The sequence below is a fragment of the Lentzea sp. NPDC036949 genome, assembly GCF_055608075.1.
On record NZ_JBVJRA010000025.1, the window covers coordinates 17445 to 38292 of the forward strand.

The following is a 20848-nucleotide window of genomic DNA, read 5'->3' on the forward strand; positions in this document are numbered from 1 at the left end:
GTGAGCGAGCTATTTCGCGCTTTCCTCCTGGGAGAACCGGCGCAGCGTGCGATTCGTCGTCGCGAAGACGGTCAACAATGCCGTGCCCACCGTGCACGTGAGAATGGCCTGCGTCGGTGTCAGGAAGTCCACTAGCAGGCCGCCGACCGCGGGGCCGGCGATCGCCGCGACGCCCAGGGCCACACCCATCACGCTGCTGAGCCTGCCGCGCAGCTCGTCGGGCGTGAGCAGCAGCTGGTAGGTGGTGATGGTGGTGTTGGCGGTGGGGGCCAGGAACGCGGCGGCCGCGAACAGCACGCCCATGGGCAGGCCGGGGTCGAGGAACAGCGCGACCGGGATCAGGGCGGTGATCACCCAGAACACGCCGACGATGGCGCGGTGCGGGCGCAGGGTGCGGTGCAGCCGCGGGGCCACCAGGGCGCCGAGGATGCCGCCGACGCCGAGCATCGCGCCCATGAGGCCGATCTGGCCCGCGGGCACGCCCTCCTGGTGGGCGATGGCGATCATCAGCAGGTAGAACGCCTGGAAGAACAGGTTGAGGCCCACCGCGCAGAACGCCACCACGCGCACCACCGGCTGGGTCCACACCCAGCGCAGACCCTCGGCGACCTCGCGGTGGAACCGGCCCAGGGGTGCGGGTTCCCGTTGACGTGGCGGGACGCGGACGAACAGCAGCGCCAGGAACGTGGCCACGTGGGTCACCGCCTCCACGGCGAACGGGAGCCAGCGGCCCAGGCCGAACAGCAGGCCGCCCAGCGCGGTGCCGGAGAGCTGGCCGAGGTAGCCGCGGGCGGTGTTCATCGCGACGGCGTCGGAGAGGTGGCGTTCGGCCACGATGGCGGGCAGCACGGCGTCCTCGGCCGGTTCTGACAGTGCGCGGCAGACGCCGAGCACGATCACCACCAGCACGACGTGTTCGACGCCGACCGCCTGCCACCACAGGGCGGCGACCAGGAACGCCACGGCGAGGGCCTGCACGGCCTCGCAGATCAGCATCACCGTTCTGCGGTTCCAGCGGTCGACCAGTGCCCCCGCGGGCAGGCCGACGACGAGCTGGGCCGCGGCGGAGGCGCCGAGGACGAAGCCGGAGGTCGCCGCCGAGTCGGTGAGGGTCAGGACGAGCAGGGGCAGCGCGATGACCGACGCGCTCGCCCCCGCCTCGGAAAGCGCCTGGCCGACCCAGAGGAGCCGGTAGTCGCGGTTGCGCGACAGGGACGTGGTCATCGGGTGCTCCGGCAGTCGGCGGCGATGCCGCGCAGGGCTTCGAGGAAGTCCTCCGCGACGCGGCGCACGGTGGTCTCGTCGTGCCGGTCGGGTTGGTGGTGCCAGGTGAAGCGGAGCTCGCCGCCCGCGACACCGCCGACGATCTCCAGCAGGTGCGGTCCGCGGTCGGCCGGGGAGCTGTCCTGCCCGATCGCGTCGAGGACGGTCCGGAACAGACCGCCGTCGGCCTGGTCCGCGGTGCTGCCGGACTGGCCGAGGTAGTTGAACACCACCTGCGGACCCTGACCGGCGAGACGGTCCCCTGCTCCCAGGTTTCTCAGCGCGCCGAAGCCGAAACCGTTGCCCGGCACCGTGCGCAGCTGCCTGCGGACCGCCTTGACCACGTCACGCCACGACGCGTCCTCGCCCGGCAGCGTCAGGCGGACCGGGTAGAGGGTGGTGAACCAGCCGACCGTGCGGGACAGGTCGGCGCCCAGGACGTCCTCGCGGCCGTGGCCCTCCATGTCCAGCGACACGGTCTGTTCGCCGGTGAACCGCGACAGCGCGCGGGCCAGTGCGGCGAGCAGGACGTCGTTGATCCTGGTGCGGTAGGCCGTGGGGGCGTCGTGCAGCAACGCGTCGGTGTCCGCGGCGTCGAGGACCACGTGCACCTCGCCCGGCGGTGTGCCGGGCGTGGGCTCGTCGTGGTCGACGGGCAGCGGTGCCGCGTCGAGTGCCGCCTCCCAGTGGTCGAGCTCGTGGTCGAGCGCGCCGTCGGCGACGTGCTGCGCCAAGCCGTTCGCCCAGTCGCGGAACGACGTCGACTTCGCACCCAGGTCCACGTCCTCGCCGCGGACGGCCTGCCGGTAGGCGGTGTCGAGGTCGTCGAGCAGGATGCGCCAGGACACGCCGTCGACCACGAGGTGGTGCACGGTCAGGAACAGCAGTGGTGAGGGCATGTCGTCGGCGTGGAACAGCACGACCCGGTACAGCGGACCCGTGGCGAGGTCGAAGCTCGCGTGCGCCTCGTCGGCGATCTTCTCCAGGTGCGCCTGGCGTTCCGGCTCGGCGGTGGAGCTGAGGTCGCGGCGTTCCAGCACGGTGCCGTGCTGCACGGGGGCGTTGTGCTGGCGCCATTCGCCGTCGACGTGCTCGAAGCGCATGCGCAGCGCGTCGTGGTGCGCCACCACGGCCGCGAGTCCCTTCTCCAGCGCGTCCTCGGCCACGTCCGGGGTGAGCTCCAGCAGCATGGACTGGGCGTAGTGGTGTGGCGCGAGCGTGTGCGTCTCGAAGAACCAGCGCTGGATCGGGGTGAGCGGGACGTCGCCGACGACCTCGGCGGTGTTCGCCGGCGCGGTGTCGATCTCGGTGACGAACGGCGCCAGTGCCTCGATGGTCTGGTTGCGGAACAACGACTTGGTGGTCAGGGCGAGTCCTGCCTTCCGCGCGCGGGACACCACCTGGATCACCAGGATGGAGTCACCGCCCAGCTCGAAGAAGTTGTCCCGCACCCCGACCCGGTCGGCGCCCAGCACGTCCGCCCACACCTCGGCGAGCGTGGTCTCCACCGGTGTGCGCGGTGCGACGTGCGCGGTCGTGTCGGTGATCGGTTCGGGCGCGGGCAGTGCCGCCTTGTCGAGCTTGCCGTTGGGCGTCACCGGCAGGACGGGCAGCGCCACGAACGCGGACGGCACCATGTAGGCGGGCAGGCGGTCCGTGAGGAACGCGCGCAGCTCCGCCGACCCCACCTCGCCACCGGCGACGTGGTACGCGACCAGGCGGGCGTGACCCTGGCCGGTGTCGGCGGCGATGACGGCGGCCTCGGTGACGAGCGGGTGGTGCAGGAGCGCGGACTCGACCTCGCCCGGTTCCACGCGGTGGCCGCGGATCTTGACTTGGTCGTCGATGCGGCCCAGGTACTCGACCACGCCGTCGGCGCGCCTGCGGACCAGGTCGCCGGAGCGGTACATCCGCTCCCCCGGCGCGCCGAACGGGCACGCCACGAACGCGGCCGCGGTGAGGCCGGGCCGGTTGAGGTAGCCCCTGGCGAGGCCGTCGCCCGCGATGCACAGCTCACCGGGCACGCCGAGCGGCACCGGCCGCAGCTGGTCGTCCACCACGTAGAGGCGGGTGTTCCAGGCCGCGTGGCCGATCGGCACGGGTCCGGGGTCCAGTGGCGCGCCGGGTTCGACGCGGTGCTCCATGCAGCCGACGGTCGCCTCGGTGGGGCCGTACTCGTTGATCACCACGGCCGTCGGGTGCGCACGCCGCCACTCGTCCACGACCGCGCCGACGAGCTGCTCGCCGCCGACGACGAGGTCACCGGTCGGCGACAGCTGCGCCGGCACCGTGCCGAGCAGGGCCAGGTGGCTGGGCGTGGCCTTGAGGAACGCCGCCTGCTCCACCGGCGCCGCGTCCTCCTCCAGGTCGCTCACGACGATCCGGCCGCCGGCGAGCAGCGGGCCGAACAGCGTCGTGACGGTGAGGTCGAACGAGACCGGTGAGTGCAGCACCGCCGCACCGCGCAGGCCGCCGTAGACCTCGCTGGCCCAGACGAGGTAGTCGACCACCGAGCGGTGCTCGACGACGACGCCCTTGGGCCGGCCGGTCGACCCGGACGTGTAGATCACGTACGCGGGGTCGCGAGTGGACAGTGGTGCGATCCGGTCGTGGTCACGGGGGTTGTCGTCCCTGCCGTCGGCGCGCAGGAGGTCCCGGTCGTCGAGCACCAGGACGGGCCGGGCGTCGTCGAGCACGAACGCGACCCGGTCCGCGGGCTGGTCGGGCTCGACCGGCACGTACGCGGCGCCCGCCTTGAGCACCGCCAGCACGGCCACGAGCAGGTCGGCGGAGCGCGGCAGGGAGATCGCGACGTACCGGCCGGGGCCGACGCCCTGCGCGATCAGACCGTGCGCCACCCGGTTGGCACGGGCGTTGAGCTGCGCGTACGTCCACGTCTCGCCGCCGTCCACCACCGCGGTGGCCTCCGGCGTCCGCACCACCTGGGCCTCGAACAGCTCCGTGATGGTGGCGTCCGGCACGGCGTGGGCCGTGTCGTTCCACTCGTGCAGCACGGCCCGCTGCTCGTCCTCGTCCATCAGCGGCAGGTCGGACAGCGGCCGGTCGGGGTCGGCGACGGCGGCGGTCAGCAGCACGCGCAGGTGCCCGGCCATCCGCTCGACGGTCGCGAGGTCGAACAGGTCGGTGTTGTAGTTGACCGCCGCGTGCAGGGCGTCGGAGTCCTCCTGGAACTCCCAGGTGAGGTCGAAGTTGGCCGCCACCACGGGCAGCGGCAGGTCTTCAACCTGCAGACCGGGCAGGTCCGGTGCGGCGTCGGGGGTGTTCTGCAGGATCACCATCGCCTGGAACAGCGGGGTGCGGCTGGTGTCGCGCTCGGGCCGCAGCTCGTCGACCACGCGCTCGAACGGCACGTCCTGGTGAGCGAACGCGTCCAGCACGCCACCGCGGACCTGGCCGAGGAACTCGCGGAACGTGGTCGCGCCGTCCACTGTGGAGCGCAGCACCAGCGTGTTGACGAAGAACCCGACGAGGCCCTCCAGCTCGGCGCGGTCGCGGCCGGAGGCCACCGTGCCGACCGCGATGTCGTCCTGCCGCGACCAGCGGGCGAACAGCACCTGGCACGCGGCGACCAGCGCCATGAACAGGGTGCCGTCCTGGTGCCGCGCAAGCGCCTTGAGCTTGTCGGCGACCTCGACGGGCAGGCTGAACAGGTGCACCGCGCCGTGGTTCGTGCGCTCCGCCGGGCGGGGCCGGTCGGTCGGCAGCTCCAGCGGGGGGACGCCGGCGAGCCGGTCCCGCCAGAACGCGAGCTGCTCGTCCAGCAACGCTCCGGTGAGCCGGTCGCGCTGCCAGGCCGCGTAGTCCGCGTACTGGATCGGCAGGTCGGGCAGCGTGCCGCCGCGGTAGAGGTGGTTGAGCTCGCTGGTCAGCACGCCGTTGGACCAGCCGTCGGTCACGATGTGGTGCGCCAGCAGCAGGAGCACGTGGTCGTCGTCGGCGACGCGCAGCAGCAGCGGTCGCAGCAGCGGGCCGCGGGAGAGGTCGAACGGCCGGGTGCACTCGCGGGCGAGCACCTCGTCGAGGTTGTCCGGGACGTCGAGCACCGGCACCTCGACGACGTGCGGCGGGTGCACGACCTGGACGCCGTGGCCGTCCACGCCGTCGAAGGTGGTGCGCAACGACTCGTGCCGCGCCACCAACGCGGTCAGCGCCCTGTTCAGCGCGCCGACGTCGAGGTGACCGCGCAGCCGCAGGATCGACGGCGACAGGTAGTCGGTGCTCTCCGGTTCGAACTGGTCGAGGAACCACAGCCGCTGCTGCGCGAACGACAGCGGCAACGCGCCGTTGCGCGGCGTCCGCGGGATGACGTCCTCGGCCGCACCCGTCCCGGCTCCGATCTCCTCGACCAGCCGGGCGACGGTGGGCGAGGTGAAGAGCACGCGCGGTGACACCGGTGCGTCGAGCTCGGCGCGCAGCCGGGACACGACCCGGATGCTGAGGATGGAGTCGCCGCCGAGCTCGAAGAAGTTGTCGTCGAGCCCGACCCGCGGCACGCCCAGCACGTCGGCCCAGATGCGGCAGACGTGGTCCTCGGCCGGGGTGCGCGGGGCGCGGTACGCCGAGGCGGCGGCCTGGAGGTCCGGTGCGGGCAGGGCGCGGCGGTCGACCTTGCCGTTGGCGTTGAGGGGGATCGAGTCGAGCTCGACGAACGCCGAGGGCACCAGGTAGTCGGGCAGCCGCTCGGCCAGCCACGTGCGCAGGTCGGTGGCGGCGCCGGTGACGTAGGCGACGAGCCGTTGGTGCCCGTCGACCGCACGGGCGACCACCACGGCTTCGCGCACGCCGGGGTGCTGCGACAGCACGGCCTCGACCTCGCCGGGTTCGACCCGGTGGCCGCGGATCTTGACCTGGTCGTCGGTGCGGCCGAGGTAGTCCAGGGTGCCGTCGGGCAGCCACCGCGCCCGGTCACCGGTGCTGTACATCCGCTCCCCCGGCTCGCCGAACGGGTCGGCGAGGAACCGGTCCGCGGTCAGGCCGGGCCGGCCGAGGTAGCCGCGGGCGAGCTGGTCGCCGGCCAGGAACAGCTCTCCCGGCACGCCGACGGGCACCGGCCGCAGCTGCTCGTCCAGCACGTAGGCGCGCACGTTGCGCAACGGCCGGCCGACCGCGACCGGAGCGCCGGTCGTGATCCGGCAGGACAGCGCGTCCACAGTGGACTCGGTCGGGCCGTAGAAGTTGTAGCTCGCGACCCCGGGGACGTCGGCCAGCCGCCGCCACAGGTCGTCGCCGATCGCCTCTCCGCCCAGCATCAGCACCTGCGGGCGGTGCTCACCGTCGAGCAGGCCGGCCTCCAGCAGCTGGCGGGCGTAGGACGGCGTGAGGTCCAGGAAGCCGATGCGCTGGTCCACGACGTACCGCACCAGTGCGGGCGGGTCGAGTCGCACGTCCTCGTCCAGGACGTGCAGCTCGTGGCCGTCCGCCATCAGCACAATGCCTTCGAGCGACGTGTCGAACGAGAACACCGCCGACAACGCCACCCGCAACCGCTTGCCGGCGGCGAAGTCCTCGCGGTGGTTCACCAGCAGGTTCACCAGGCTGCCGTGCTCGACCACCACGCCCTTGGGGCGGCCGGAGGAGCCGGAGGTGTAGATGACGTAGGCGGCGTGGTCGCGGCGCACCGGTGCCAGGTTCGAGGTGTCCTGGTCGTCGGCGTCGGGCAGCGCGTCGCGCACCACGAGCACCGGATCAGCGTCCTGCACCAGGAACTCCACCCGGTCAGCGGGCAGCGTCGGGTCGACCGGCAGGTAGACGCCACCGGCCTTCCAAATCGCCAGCAGCGCGACCACGAACTCCACGGACCGCGGCAACGACAACGCCACCAGCCGCTCCGGGCCGACACCCGAGGCCACGAAGGACCGGGCCACCCGGTTCGCCCACGCGTTCAGCTCCGCGAACGACAGCGACCGGTCGCCGACGACCAGTGCGGTGGCGTCCGGGGTGGCACGCACCTGGTCCTCGAACACCTCGACCACCGAGGCCGCGGTCACCTCACCGGCCGTGGCGTTCCACTCCACGAGCACCTGGTGCCGCTCGTCGCCGGTCATCAGCGGCAGCTCGCCGAGCGACCGGTGCGGGTCGGCCGCGATGCCTTCCAGCACCAACGCGAGCCGCGCGGCGAGGCGTTCGACGGTGCCGGTGTCGAAGAGACGCGGGTCGTAGTCCAGCTCCAGGCGCAGCCGGTCGCCGAGGTTGGCGCTGAGGGCCAGCGGGAAGCTGGTCGTGTCGGCGCCCTCGACCTCCAGCACCCGCACGACCTGGGCGTCGTCGAGCAGCTCGTCGATCGGGTAGTTCTCGAACACCACAGCGCTGTCGAACAACGCCGAACCGGCGGGCACGTCGCTCCACGACCGCAGGTCGGCCAGCGACACGAAGTCGAACCGCCGCGACTCGGTCTGCGCGGCCTGCACGTCCCGCAGCCACGGCAGCACCGCGGCGGCCGGGTCCACCTGGACGCGGGTGGGAACGGTGTTGATGAACATGCCCACCATGGACCCGATGCCCGGCAGTTCCGCCGGACGTCCCGAGACCGTGGTGCCGAACACGACGTCGGACTCACCGCTGTAGCGCGCCAGCAGCAACGCCCACGCGCCCTGCACCACCGTGTTGGCGGTCAGGCCGGCGGCGCGGGCGACCCGGTTCAGCGCGGCCGACCGGTCGGCGTCCAGTTCGACGTGGACGGACGCGCTGGACTCGGCGCGGTGGGCCTGCACGGGTGACCGGTCGTAGGGCAGCGGGGTCGGTGACTCGACGCCGGCGAGGACCTGCCGCCAGTGCTGTTCGGCCGCGGCGGTGTCCTGGTCGGCCAGCCACCGCAGGTAGTCGCGGAACGGCCGGCGCGGCGGGAGCTCTGGCTCCGCTCCGCGGGCGAGGGCGGTGTACTGCTCGCACACCTCGGCCAGCACCTGCGCGAAGCTCCACCCGTCGAGCAGGACGTGGTGGGCGGTCCAGAACAGCACGACCTCGTCGTCGGTGAGCCGTGCGATGGCCAGGCGCAGCAACGGTGGCGTGGTGAGGTCGAGCTCCTCGCCGCCGACCGCGGTGTCGTGCTCCTCGACGGGCAGGTGGCGCCAGTCGTGCACGGTGATCGGCACGTCGACCCGGTGCCGCACGACCTGCACGGGGGTTTCGACGCCCTCCCACACCACGCCGCCGCGCAGCACCGGTGTGCGGTCCACGACCCGGCGGCAGGCCTCGGCCAGCGCGTCCGGGTCGGTCACCCCGGACAGCCGCAGCCGGAACCGGTTCGAGTACGCCGTCGAGGTGTCGTCCACGAGCGTGTGGAACAGCATCCCGGTCTGCAACGGCGTCAGCGGGTAGACGTCCTCCACCTCGGCGCCGGTGCCGACCAGCCGGTCCACCGCCGCCTGGTCGAGTCGTGCCAGCGGGAAGTCCGACGGCGTGCGGCCACCGGCACCCGGCTCGGCGCAGTGCTCGACGATCTCCGCCAGCCCGTGCACCACGGCCTCGGCCACGGTCCGCACGGTCGACTCGTCGTGCAGGTGCTCGGAGTAGAACCAGGACAGCACCAGTTCGCCGTCCTCGACACCGCCGACGACGTCGAGCTGGAACGGCCGGGTGCTGTCGGCGGCCGCGTCGGCTCCCCTGTCCTCCAGCCGGCCGCGGACCAGACCTTCCCCGGCAGCCGCCACGTCGAACCGGCCGTGGTAGTTGAAGCTGACCGGCGGCAACGCCGATCCGGCCAGGGAGCTCGCGCGGAGCTGGCGCAGCGCCTCGAACCCGAAGCCGCGGCCGGGCACGGCCCGCAGCTGTTCCTTGACCGACTTGAGGGCGGCACCCCAGTCGCCGGCGGGCACGGTGAGCGCGACCGGGTACTGCGTGGTGAACCAGCCGACCGTGCGGGAGATGTCGGCGCCGTCGAGGACGTCCTCGCGGCCGTGGCCCTCCATCGTCACGGCGACGCGGTCCCGTCCGGTCCACGCCGACAACGCCCGGCCGAGCGCGCTGAGCAGCACGTCGTTGACCTGCGTGCGGTAGACGTCCGGGACGCGGTGCAGCAGGGCGTCGGTGTGCTCGCGGTCCAGCCGCACCGACACCACGCGCGTGGAGCCCGCGGTGTTGGGGCCGTCGCGGTCCACCGGCACGTCACCGGGCACGTCGAGCGCGGCGGTCCAGTGCGGCAGCTCGCCGTCGAACGCGCCCGACCGCACGTGCTCGGCCAGCCGGTGCGCCCACTGGGTGAACCGGGTGCCGACCGGGTCAAGCGCGATCCGCTGTCCCGCAAGCGCTTGGCGGTACGCGGTCTCCAGGTCGCCGAGCACGATCCGCCAGGACACGCCGTCCATGACGAGGTGGTGGACCACCAGGCTCAACCGCTTGCCGGAGAACAACAACGCGCGCACGACCGGACCGTGCTCGATGTCCAGTCCGGCCTGGGCGGCCGTGACGAGCGCTTCTTCCTCCACTGTGGACACGGCGTGGCCCTCCAGCTCGACCACGGTGTCGGCCGCGTCCTGGACCCACTCGCCGTCCACGCGGGTGAAGCGGGTGCGCAGACCCTCGTGGTGCGCCACGACCGCGGCCAGGGCTCGTGCCAGCGCGCCGGTGTCGACGTCGTCGGTGAGCTCCAGGTGCGCGGACATGGTGAAGTGGTGCGGGGCACCGCCGCAGGAGTCGAGGTACCAGCGCTGGATCGGCGTGAGCGGCGCCGGGCCGGCGATCTCCGGGAGCGCGGTCTTCTGCCCGCTCGTGCGGACGACGGTCGCCAGCTCGGCGATGGTCTGGTGGGTGAACAGGTCCTTGGTGACCAGCTCCAGGCCGGCCTGGCGGGCCTTGGACACGACCTGGATGCTCAGGATCGAGTCGCCGCCGAGGCCGAAGAAGTTGTCGTGCACGCCGACGCGCTCCACGTGCAGCGCCTCGGCCCAGACCCGGGCCAGCTCCCGTTCCACGGTGGTGCGCGGTGCCACGTGGTCCTGCGAGCCCGCGGCGTCGGGGGCGGGCAGGGCGCGGCGGTCGACCTTGCCGCTGTCGGTGGTGGGCAGCTCGTCGAGCAGCACGAACAACGAGGGCACCAGGTGGTCGGGCAGCTGCCGCTTCAGCTGCGCGCGCAGCGAGTCCGCGTCGGCCGCACCGACGACGTAGCCGACGAGTCTGTGGGTGCCGGGTTCGAACTCCTGGGCCACGACCACGGCCTCCGCCACGCCGGGCAGGCCGGCCAGTGCGGCCTCGACCTCGCCGGGTTCGACGCGGTAGCCGCGGATCTTGACCTGGTCGTCGGCGCGGCCGCGGTACTCCAGCACGCCGTCGGCGGTCCAGCGGACCAGGTCGCCGGTGCGGTACATCCGGCTGCCGGGCGGCCCGAACGGGTCGGCGACGAACCGGTCCGCGGTCAGGCCGGGCCGGTGCAGGTAGCCGCGGGTCACCTGGTCACCGGCCAGGTGCAGCTCACCGGGCACGCCGACCGGCTGGGGGCGCAGCCCGTCGTCGAGCACGTAGGCGCGCAGGCCCTGCCCCGGCGTGCCGATCACCGGCCGGTCGCGGTCGGTGACCTCCGTCCAGACCGAGTCGACCGTGCACTCGGTGGGGCCGTAGAGGTTGACCGCGGTGACGCCCTCGGCCTCGGCCAGCGCGCGCCACAGCGGTTCGCTGATGGCCTCACCGCCCAGTGCGAGCAGCAGCGGCCGTTCGAGCACGCCTTCCGGCAGGAGCTGGTGCAGGTAGGACGGGGTGCAGCTGAGGAAGTCGATGCCGTGCAGGGCGATGTGCTCGACGACGGCCCGCGGGTCGAGCCGGACGTCGTCGTCGAGCAGGTGCAGCTCGTGGCCGCCGGCGAGCAGGAGCAGGCCCTCCCAGGAGGCGTCGAAGGTGTAGGCGGCGGTGGCGATGCCGCGCAGCACCGTGCCGTCCTGGGGCAGCAGGCGGGCGTGGTGGTCGGCGACGAGCGCGGCGAGGTTGCGGTGCTCGACGACGACGCCCTTGGGGCGGCCGGTGGAGCCGGAGGTGTAGATGACGTACGCGGCGTGCTCCGGGCGCAGCGGTGCCGTGCGGTCGGCGTCGGTGGGGTCGGTCGCGGGGCGCGCGGCCACGGCGGGGTCGTCGAGCCGCACGTGCGGCAGGTCGCCGCCGACGTCGGTCCCGGCCACCACGAGCACGGGCCGGGCGTCGTCGAGCACGAACGCGATGCGCTCCGCGGGGTGCTCGGGGTCGACCGGCAGGTACGCGCCACCGGCCTTGAGCACGGCGAGGATCGCGAGCACCAGCTCGGCGGAGCGGGGCAGCGCCAGTGCCACCACGGACTCCGGCCCGACGCCCGCGGCGATCAGGTGGTGGGCGATCCGGTTGGCGTCGGCGTTGAGCTCGGCGAAGGTCCACGACCGGAGGCCGTCGACCAGCGCGGTCGCGTCCGGGGTGCGGGCGGCGCGGGCCTGGAAGACCTCGTGGTAGGTCGGTACCGGGCCGGCGGTGCCGGTGTCGTTCCACCGCTCCAGCACGTCGAGCAGCTCGTCGTCGGTGAGCAGCGGCAGGTCGGCCACGGGGAGGCCGGGTTCGGCGGTCGCGCCGTCGAGCAGCACGCCGACGTGCGCGACGAGCCGTTCGGCCGTGGAGGTGTCGAACAGCGCGGTGTCGTAGGTGAGCACCGCCTCCAGCCGGCCGTCGACCTCCTGGAACTGGAACGACACGTCGAAACCGGCCGCGACCGACGGCGGCGGCAGCTCCTCGACGCGCAGGCCGGGCAGGCGCGGTTCGTCGCCGCCGGTGTTCTGCAGCACGACCATCGCCTGGAACAGCGGGGTGCGGCTGGGGTCGCGCACGGGGTGGACCTCGTCCACGACCCGTTCGAACGGCACGTCCTGGTGGGCGAAGGCGTCCAGGACGGTCTCCCGCACCTGGCCGAGCAGCTGCCCGAAGCCCTGGCGCGGGTCCACGTCGCTGCGCAGCACCAGCGTGTTGACGAAGAACCCGACCAGGCCCTCCAGCTCGGTGCGGTCGCGGCCGGAGACGACAGTGCCGACGGCGACGTCGCGTTGCCCCGACCACCGGGCGAACACCGCCTGGCAGGCGGCGACCAGTGCCATGAACAACGTGCCGTCATGCTCGCGGGCCAGCGCCCTGAGCCGTTCGGTGACCTCGGCGGGCACCTGGAAGTGCACCAGCGCGCCCTGCTTGCCGCGAACGGCCGGCCGGGGCCGGTCGGTGGGCAGCTCCAGCGGTCGCACGCCGTCGAGCGCGTGCCGCCAGTGCGCCAGGTGCTCCCGCAACACCTCCTCGGTCGCAGCGGTGCGCTGCCACACCGCGAAGTCGGCGTACTGCACGGGCAGGTCGGGCAGCTTCGCGTCCCGGCCGCACGTCGCGGCCTCGTAGCAGGCGCCCAGCTCGCCGAGCAGCACGCCGTTGGACCAGCCGTCGGTGACGATGTGGTGCAGCACCAGGGAGAGCACGTGGTCGTCCGCACCGAGCCGCGCGAGCAGCACCCGCACCAGCGGGCCGTGCCGCAGGTCCAGCGGCGTGGTCGTCTCGCGGGTCAGCACGTCGGCCAGCTCGTCCTCGGTCACGTCGACCACCGGCACCTCGACGGGCTGGGGCGGGTGCACGACCTGCACACCGCGCCCGTCGACCGTCTCGAACGTGGTGCGCAACGACTCGTGCCGCGCGACCAGCGCGGTGAGCGCCGCGGCCAGCGCGCCGACGTCCAGGGGTCCGCGCAGCCGCAGGATCGACGGCGACAGGTACTCCACACCGCCGGGTTCGAACTCGTCGAGGAACCACAGCCGCTGCTGCGCGAACGACAACGGCAGACCGCCGTCGCGCGGCACCACGGGGATCTCGTCCAGCCGCGCCTGCGCCGACTCCGCGACCAGCGCGGCGATCCCCGCGACGGTCGGGTGGCTGAACAGGGCCCGCGGCGACATCTCCACGTCGAACGCGGCCCGCAGCCGGGAGATCACCCGGATGCTGAGGATGGAGTCGCCGCCGAGCTCGAAGAAGTTGTCCCGCACGCCGATGCCGGGCACGCCCAGCACCTCGGACCAGATGTCGGCCACGTCGCGTTCGACGTCCGTGCGCGGTGCGACGTGCTCGGTGCGGGCCTCGGTGAAGTCGGGTGCGGGCAGGGCCCGGCGATCGACCTTGCCGTTGGCGTTGAGGGGGATCGAGTCGAGCTCGACGAACGCCGAGGGCACCAGGTAGTCGGGCAGCCGCTCGGCCAGCCACGTCCGCAGGTCGGTCGCGGCGCCGGTGACGTAGGCGACGAGCCGTTGGTGGCCGTGGTCCTGCCGGGCGATGACGACGGCCTCGCGGACGTCGGGGTGCCGGGACAGCACGGCCTCGACCTCGCCGGGCTCGATCCGGAAACCGCGGATCTTCACCTGGTCGTCGGTGCGGCCGAGGTAGTCGAGGGTGCCGTCGGCGAGCCACCGGACGCGGTCGCCGGTGCGGTACATCCGCTCCCCCGGTCCGCCGAACGGGTCGGCGAGGAACCGGTCCGCGGTGAGCCCCGGCCGGTCGAGGTAGCCGCGGGCGACCTGCACCCCGGCCAGGAACAGCTCTCCCGGCACGCCGACGGGCACCGGGCGCAGGTCGTCGTCCAGGACGTGGGCGCGGGTGTTGAGCAGCGGACGTCCCACGACCGGGCGCCCGTGCCCGCTGATCCTGGCGGACAGCGCGTCCACCGTGGACTCGGTGGGGCCGTAGAAGTTGTAGCTCGCGGTGCCCTGGGCGTCCGCGAGGCGCCGCCACAGGTCCTCGCCGATCGCCTCTCCGCCCAGCATCAGCACCTGCGGGCGGTGTTCGCCGTCGAGCAGGCCCGCTTCGACCAGTTGCCGTGCGTAGGACGGGGTCAGGTCGAGGAAGTCGATCCGGTGGCCGGTCACGTACCGGACGAGGGCGGGCGGGTCGAGCCGGGTGTCGTCGTCGAGGACGTGCAGCTCGTGGCCGTCGGCCATCAGCACGATGCCTTCCAGCGACGTGTCGAACGAGAAGACCGCCGACAGCGCCACCCGCAACCGCTTGCCGGCGGCGAAGTCCTCGCGGTGGTTCACCAGGAGGTTCACCAGGCTGCGGTGCTCGACCACCACGCCCTTGGGGCGCCCGGTCGAGCCGGACGTGTAGATCACGTACGCCGCGTGCTCGGGTCCCACCGGTGCGAGGTCGTCCGAGCGGTCGGCCTCGGGCAGCGCGTCGCGCACCACGAGCACCGGATCAGCGTCCTGCAGCAGGAACTCCACGCGGTCGGCGGACAGCGTCGGGTCGACCGGCAGGTACACGCCGCCGGCCTTCCAGATCGCCAGCAGCGCCACCACGAACTCCACCGACCGCGGCAGCGACAACGCCACCACGCGCTCCGGCCCCACACCGGCGGCGACGAAAGCGCGCGCCACCCGGTTCGCCCACGCGTTCAGCTCCGCGAACGACAGCGACCGCTCCCCCACCACCAGTGCGGTGGCGTCCGGCGTGGTCCTGGCTTGACTTTCGAACACCTCGACGACCGACTTCTCCGGCACGTCACGGGTGGTCGCGTTCCACTCGGTGAGGACCTGGTGGCGTTCGTCGCCGGTCATCAGCGGCAGGTCCGCCACCGGTCGCGCGGAGTCGGCGGCGATGGCGTCGACCACCAGGAGCAGGCGGTCGGCGAGGCGCCGGGCCGTGTCGGCGTCGAACAGGTGCGGGTCGTAGGCGAGGTCCAGGCGCAGCCGGTCGTCGAGGACGGCGCTGAGGGTGAGCGCGAAGGTCGTCGTGTCCCGCGCCTGCACCTCGGTCGCGCGGATGCCGCCGACCTCGGTGACGTCGTTGAGCGGGTAGTTCTCGAACACCACGGCGCTGTCGAACAACGCCGACCCCGCCGGCACGTCGCTCCACGACCGCAGGTCGGCCAGCGACACGAAGTCGAACCGCCGCGACTCGGTCTGCGCGGCCTGCACTTCCGCGAGCCAGGTCGCGACCTCGGCGTCGGGGCGCACGGACACCCGTGCCGGCACGGTGTTGATGAACAGGCCGATCATCTGCTCCACACCGGGCAGCTCGCCGGGGCGGCCGGAGACCGTCGTGCCGAACACGACGTCGGACTCGCCGCTGTAGCGCGCCAGCAGCAACGCCCACGCGCCCTGCACGACGGTGTTGACCGTGAGGCCGTGGCGGCGGGCGGTGTGACGCAGCCGGTCGGTCTGCTCGGCGGTGAGCGCGACGGGCACCGCCGTGGAGGACTCGGTGGCGTGGTCGCGGGCGGGCGGCCGGTCGTACGGCAGGGCGGTGGGTGCGGAGAAGCCCGCCAGCACGGCACGCCAGTGGCGTTCGGCCTCGGACCGGTCCTGGGCGTCCAGCCACCGCAGGTAGTCGCGGAACGGCCGCCGCGAGACGACCTCCGGTGCGCTGCCCGCGGTGATCGCCCGGTACTGCTCGCACACCTCGGCGAACACCTGGGCGAGGCTCCACCCGTCCAGCAGCACGTGGTGGAACGTCCAGACCAGCAGCACCTCGTCGCCGGGCAACCGGGCGAGGTCGATCCGCATCAGCGGTGCCCGGCGCAGGTCGAGGTCCTGTGCCGCCAGCGCTTCCAGCTCGCGTCCACGGTCCTGTTCGGACAGCGAGCGCCAGTCGTGGTGCGCGGTCGGCAGGTCGACGTGCGAGCGGATCACCTGCACGGGCCGCTCGACGCCCTCCCAGACCAGCGCACCGCGCAGCACCGGCGTGCGGTCGACGACGCGCTGCCACGCGGTGGCGAGGGCCCGTTCGTCGGTGACGCCGGTCAGCCGCAGGCGCACCTGGTCGAAGTAGGCCGTGGACGACGGGTCGGCCAAGCCGTGGAAGAGCATCCCCTCCTGCAACGGCGTCAGCGGGTAGACGTCCTCGACCTCGGCACCGGTCCCGACCAGCCGGTCCACCGCGACCTGGTCCAGGTGTGCCAGCGGGAAGTCCGACGGCGTGCGGCCACCGGCACCCGGCTCCGCGCAGTGCTCGACGATCTCCGCCAGCCCGCGCACCATCGCGTCGGCGACGCCCCGCACGGTCGACTCGTCGTGCACCTGCCCGGAGTACAGCCAGGTGAGCTCGAGCCGGCCGTTCTCCACCAGCCCGACGACGTCGATCAGGTACGCGCGGGCGTTGCCGGGGGCGCTGTCGCGGCCGAGCGGGGCGCAGCGGGCCCGGACGAGCCCGTCGGCGTCGGCCGCGACGTCCCACTGGCCGTGGTAGTTGAAGCTGATCAACGGGTGCGGGTCGTCGCGCAACGCGGCGGCCGGCGAACCGGGTGCGGCCAGGTAGCGCAGCGCGGCGTAGCTCTGGCCGCGGCGCGGCAGTGCGCGGACCTGTTCCTTGACCGACTTGAGCACACCGCCCCAGCCACCGGCCGGAACGTGCAGGGCCAGCGGGAACTGGCTGGTGAACCAGCCGACGGTGCGGGAGATGTCGAGGTCGTCGGGCACGTCCTCGCGGCCGTGGCCCTCCAGTCCGATGAGCACGCGGTCGTGGCCGGTCCACCCGGCCAGCGCGCGGCCGAGCGCGCTGAGCAGCACGTCGTTGACCTGGGTGCGGTAGACGCCGGGCACCTGGTGCAGCAGCGCGTCGGTGTCGGCGGGGCTGAGCCGCACGGTGACCGACCGGACGTCCTCGGCGGGGTCGCCGTCGTGGTCCAGCGGGAGCTCGGCGGGGGCGGAGGCGGCGAAGCCGGTCCAGTGGTCGAGGTCGGCGTCCAGCTCTCCGGCGCGCACCCGGTCGGTGAGGCGGCGGGCCCAGGTGGCGAACGCGGTGGGCACCGGTTCCAGCGCAACGGGTTCGCCGCGGACGACCTGCTGATAGGCGGTGTCGAGGTCGGCGAGCAGCACGCGCCAGGACACGCCGTCCACGACGAGGTGGTGCACGGTCAGGAAGAGGCGGCAGCGGCCGTCGGCGAGGCGGAACAGGACGGCCCGCAGCAGGGGGCCTTCGGTGAGGTCCAGGCTCGACTGGGCGGCGAATGCGGCCTCGTCGCAGGCGTGGTCGTCGAGGCCGGTCAGCACCTGGAGGACGCCGGTCGGCGGGGTGGGGGCGAGGTCCTGGACCCAGCGGGCGGTCTCGGGAGCGGCGCTCGCGGGGTCGGGCTGGGCGGGGTCGGGCTGGGCGGGGTCGGGCTGGGCGGGGTCGGGCTGGGCGGCGCCGGGCTGGGCGGCGCCGGGCTGGGCGTTGCCAGGCTGGGCGTTGCCAGGCTGGGCGTTGCCAGGCTGGGCGTTGCAGGGCTGACCGGCGTCGTCGCGGCGGAAGCGGGTCCGCAGGGCGTCGTGGTGCGCCACCACGGTGTCCACGGCGGTGGCCAGCGCTCGTTCGTCCACCTCGGGCGCCAGCTCCACGTGCGTGGACATGGTGAAGTGGTGCGGGCTCGCGGGAGCGGTGTCGAAGAACCACTCCTGGATCGGCGTCAGCGGCGCGGGTCCGGACACCACCGCGTCCGCCACCGTGTCGGCCACCGCGGTCGCGGTCGCGGCCAGCCCGGCGACGGTGGGGTGCAGGAAGACGTCCTTGGACGACAACCGCAGACCGGCCCGGCGGGCGCGGGCGACGAGCTGGATGCTGAGGATGGAGTCGCCGCCGAGCTCGAAGAAGTTGTCCTCGATGCCCACGCGGTCGACGCGCAGCACCTCGGCCCAGACGCGCGCCAGCTCCCGTTCCACCGGCGTGGTGGGCTCGACGTGGCGGTCGGCTGCGGTGCGGGCCTCGGGTGCGGGCAGGGCGCGGCGGTCGACCTTGCCGTTGCCGCTCAACGGGAGCGCGTCCAGCACCACGAACGCCGAGGGGACCATGTAGTCGGGCAGCTCGCGGGTGAGCCACGTGCGCAGCTCGGCGTGCGCCGGGGCGGCGTCGGCCACGAGGTAGGCGACCAGCTGCTTGCGGCCGTCGTCGGTGCGGGCGACGGTGATCGACTGGGAGATGCCGGGGTGGCGCACGAGCAGGGCGTCGATCTCGCCGGTCTCGACGCGGAAGCCGCGGATCTTGACCTGGTCGTCGGTGCGGCCGACGAACTCGACCACGCCGTGCGCGCGCCACCGGCCGATGTCACCGGTGCGGTACATGCGGGAGCCGGGCGGGCCGAACGGGTCGGGCACGAACCGCTCGGCGGTCAGGCCGGGCTGGCCGAGGTAGCCGCGGGCCACGCCGGCGCCCGCGAGGAACAGCTCCCCCGGCACGCCGACGGGAACCGGGCGCAGGCCTTCGTCGAGCACGTAGACGGCCATGCCGTCCAGCGGCCGGCCGATGGGGATGACGTCGGGCACGGTGTCGGTCATGGGGAACGACGTGGCGAACGTCGTGGTCTCGGTCGGGCCGTAGCCGTCGACCACGGTCAGGCCGGGGCACGCTTCGAGCACCCCGCGCACGGCCGCGGCGGGCACGACGTCACCGCCGGTCCACACCTCCCGCAGCCCGGCGAACGCGTCCGGTGCCTCCTGGGCGACGAGCCGGAACAGTCCTGCGGTCAGCCAGATCGCGGTCACACCGCGACCGGCGGCGGCCCTGATCACGTCGGCGTCGACGTCACCCGGCCGTGCCACCACGACCTGGCCGCCGCGCAACAGCGGGACCCACAGCTCGTAGGTCGAGGCGTCGAACGCCGACGGCGAGTGCAGCAGCACCCGGTCGTGCGCACCGCCCGCGAACCGGGAGTCCAGCGCCAGCGCCACGACGTCGCGGTGCCGCACGGCGACACCCTTGGGCACGCCGGTGGAGCCGGAGGTGTGCATGACGTACGCGAGCTGGTCCGGGTGCACCGCGACAGCGGGATCGGCGGCGCCGGTCCGCTCGCCGTCGAGCAGTACGGTGTGGACGGACGCGACCGCGTCCCGGTTGCGCGCATCGGTGAGCACGACCGCGATGCCGGAGTCGGCGATGACCCGCCGGGTCCGTTCGGCCGGTGCACGACCGTCGAGCGGGACGTACGCCGCGCCGGCCTTCACGATCGCCAGCTCGGCCACGACCAGGTCGGCCGACCGCTCCACGAGCAGCCCCACCGGGTCCTCCGGCCGCACGCCGAGGTCCACCAGTTCCCGAGCGAGCGCGTTGGCCCGCGCGTCCAGCTCGGCGTAGGTGAGGACCTCGTCGTCGGAGAGCACGGCGGGTGCGTCCGGCGTCCGGCGCACCTGCTCGGCGAACAGGCCGGGGACGGTGGCGTCGACCGGTGCGCGGGAGGCGTCGTTCCAGCCGGTCAGCACCTGGTCGCGTTCGGCGTCCGACAGCCACGGCAGCTCGCCCAGCGGCCGGTGCGGGTCGCTCGCCAGGCCGTCGAGCAGCCGCACGAGGTGGTCGCAGAAGCGGGCGACCGTGGCGGCGTCGAACAGGTCGGTGTTGTACTCGACCACGCCGTCGAGCAGGCCGGCGCGCTCCTGGAACTCGATGGTCACGTCGAAGATGGCGGCACGGCGGGACAACCCGACCTGCTCGACCGCCAGGCCGGGCAGCCGCGGCGGGGTGCGATCGGCGTTCTGCAGCAGCACCATCACGTCGAACAGCGGGTTGCGGCTGACGTCGCGGTCGGTGCGCAGCGCGTCGACCACGTGCTCCAGCGGCACCTCGTCGTGGGCGTACGCCTCCTTGACGTTGTCCTTGACCTGGTCCAGGAACTCGGCGAACGTGGCACGGGAGTCCACTGTGGACCGCAGCACGACGGTGTTGACGAAGAACCCGACCAGCCGCTCCAGACCGGGGCGGCCGCGGCCGGTGGTCACGGTGCCCACGGCCACGTCGTCCTGCCCGGCGTAGCGGGCCAGCAGAGCCTGGCACCCGGCCATCAGCACGGAGAACAGGATCGTGCCGCGCTCCTGGGCGAGCGCCCGCAACGCCGCGGTGGTCGCGGCCGGCACGGTGAACGCCTGCACCGCGCCGTTCGTGGTGCGCACCGCCGGTCGCGGCCGGTCGGTGGGCAGCTCCAGCGGGGTGGTGCCGCTCAGCCGCCGAGTCCAGTGCTCGACCTGGCCGCGCAGCGCCTCACCGGAGAGCCGCTCCCGTTGCCAGGCCGCGAAGTCGGCGTACTGCAGCGGCAACGCGGGCAGCACGGCGTCCCGTCCGGCCACGGCCGCGCCGTACAGCTCGCCCAGCTCCTCGGTGAGCACGCCCATCGACCAGCCGTCGGTGACGACGTGGTGCGCGGTGACCAGCAGCACGTGCTCGTCCGGCGCCTGCCGCACCAGCACCGCCCGCACCAGCGGTCCGCGCCGCAGGTCGAACGGGCGGGAGTACTCCTCGACCAGCAGCTCGTCCAGGTCGCCGGCCGGCTCCACCACGGGCAGGGCGAGGTCGAACGGCGGGTGCACGACCTGCACACCGACCCCGTCGACCTCGTCGAGCGTCGTGCGCAACGACTCGTGCCGCGCCACCAGACCGGTGAGCGCCGCGGTCAGCGCGGCCACGTCGAGCTGTCCGGTCAGGCGCAGCGCCAGCGCGCTGTTGTAGCCGGAACCGCCGGGCTGGAAGCGGTCGAGGAACCACAGCCGCTGCTGCGGGAACGACAGCGGCAGCGGCTGGGTCCGGTCGGCCGGTCTGATGGCGTCGGCCTGCTGCGAGCGGCCGGAGAGGCGGCGGCGCATCTGCTCCCGCAGGTGCGGGGGCAGCGCGGCGATGCGGTCCTCGATCGACGACGACATGGTGT

The 20848-nt window shown here is 73.4% G+C and carries 2 protein-coding genes; both read right to left on the reverse strand.

Going from position 1 to position 20848, the window contains the following annotated elements:
- Window positions 1–9: 9 nt before the first annotated feature.
- Entirely contained in the window at window positions 10–1224 is a 1215-nt protein-coding gene (locus tag ACZ7CD_RS38170; protein ID WP_470380796.1) for an MFS transporter, read from the reverse strand.
- Complete coding sequence (locus ACZ7CD_RS38175) at window positions 1221–20843, reverse strand: non-ribosomal peptide synthase/polyketide synthase (protein ID WP_470380797.1); 19623 nt, start codon at window positions 20841–20843, stop codon at window positions 1221–1223. Before ACZ7CD_RS38175 ends, ACZ7CD_RS38170 begins: the two co-directional genes overlap by 4 nt.
- Window positions 20844–20848 lie beyond the last annotated feature (5 nt).

Excerpts from the sequence above, each read along its gene's own strand:
- ACZ7CD_RS38170 (WP_470380796.1), bottom strand. The coding sequence starts at position 1,224 with ATGACCACGTCCCTGTCGCGCAACCGCGACTACCGGCTCCTCTGGGTC.
- ACZ7CD_RS38175 (WP_470380797.1), bottom strand. The coding sequence starts at position 20,843 with ATGTCGTCGTCGATCGAGGACCGCATCGCCGCGCTGCCCCCGCACCTG.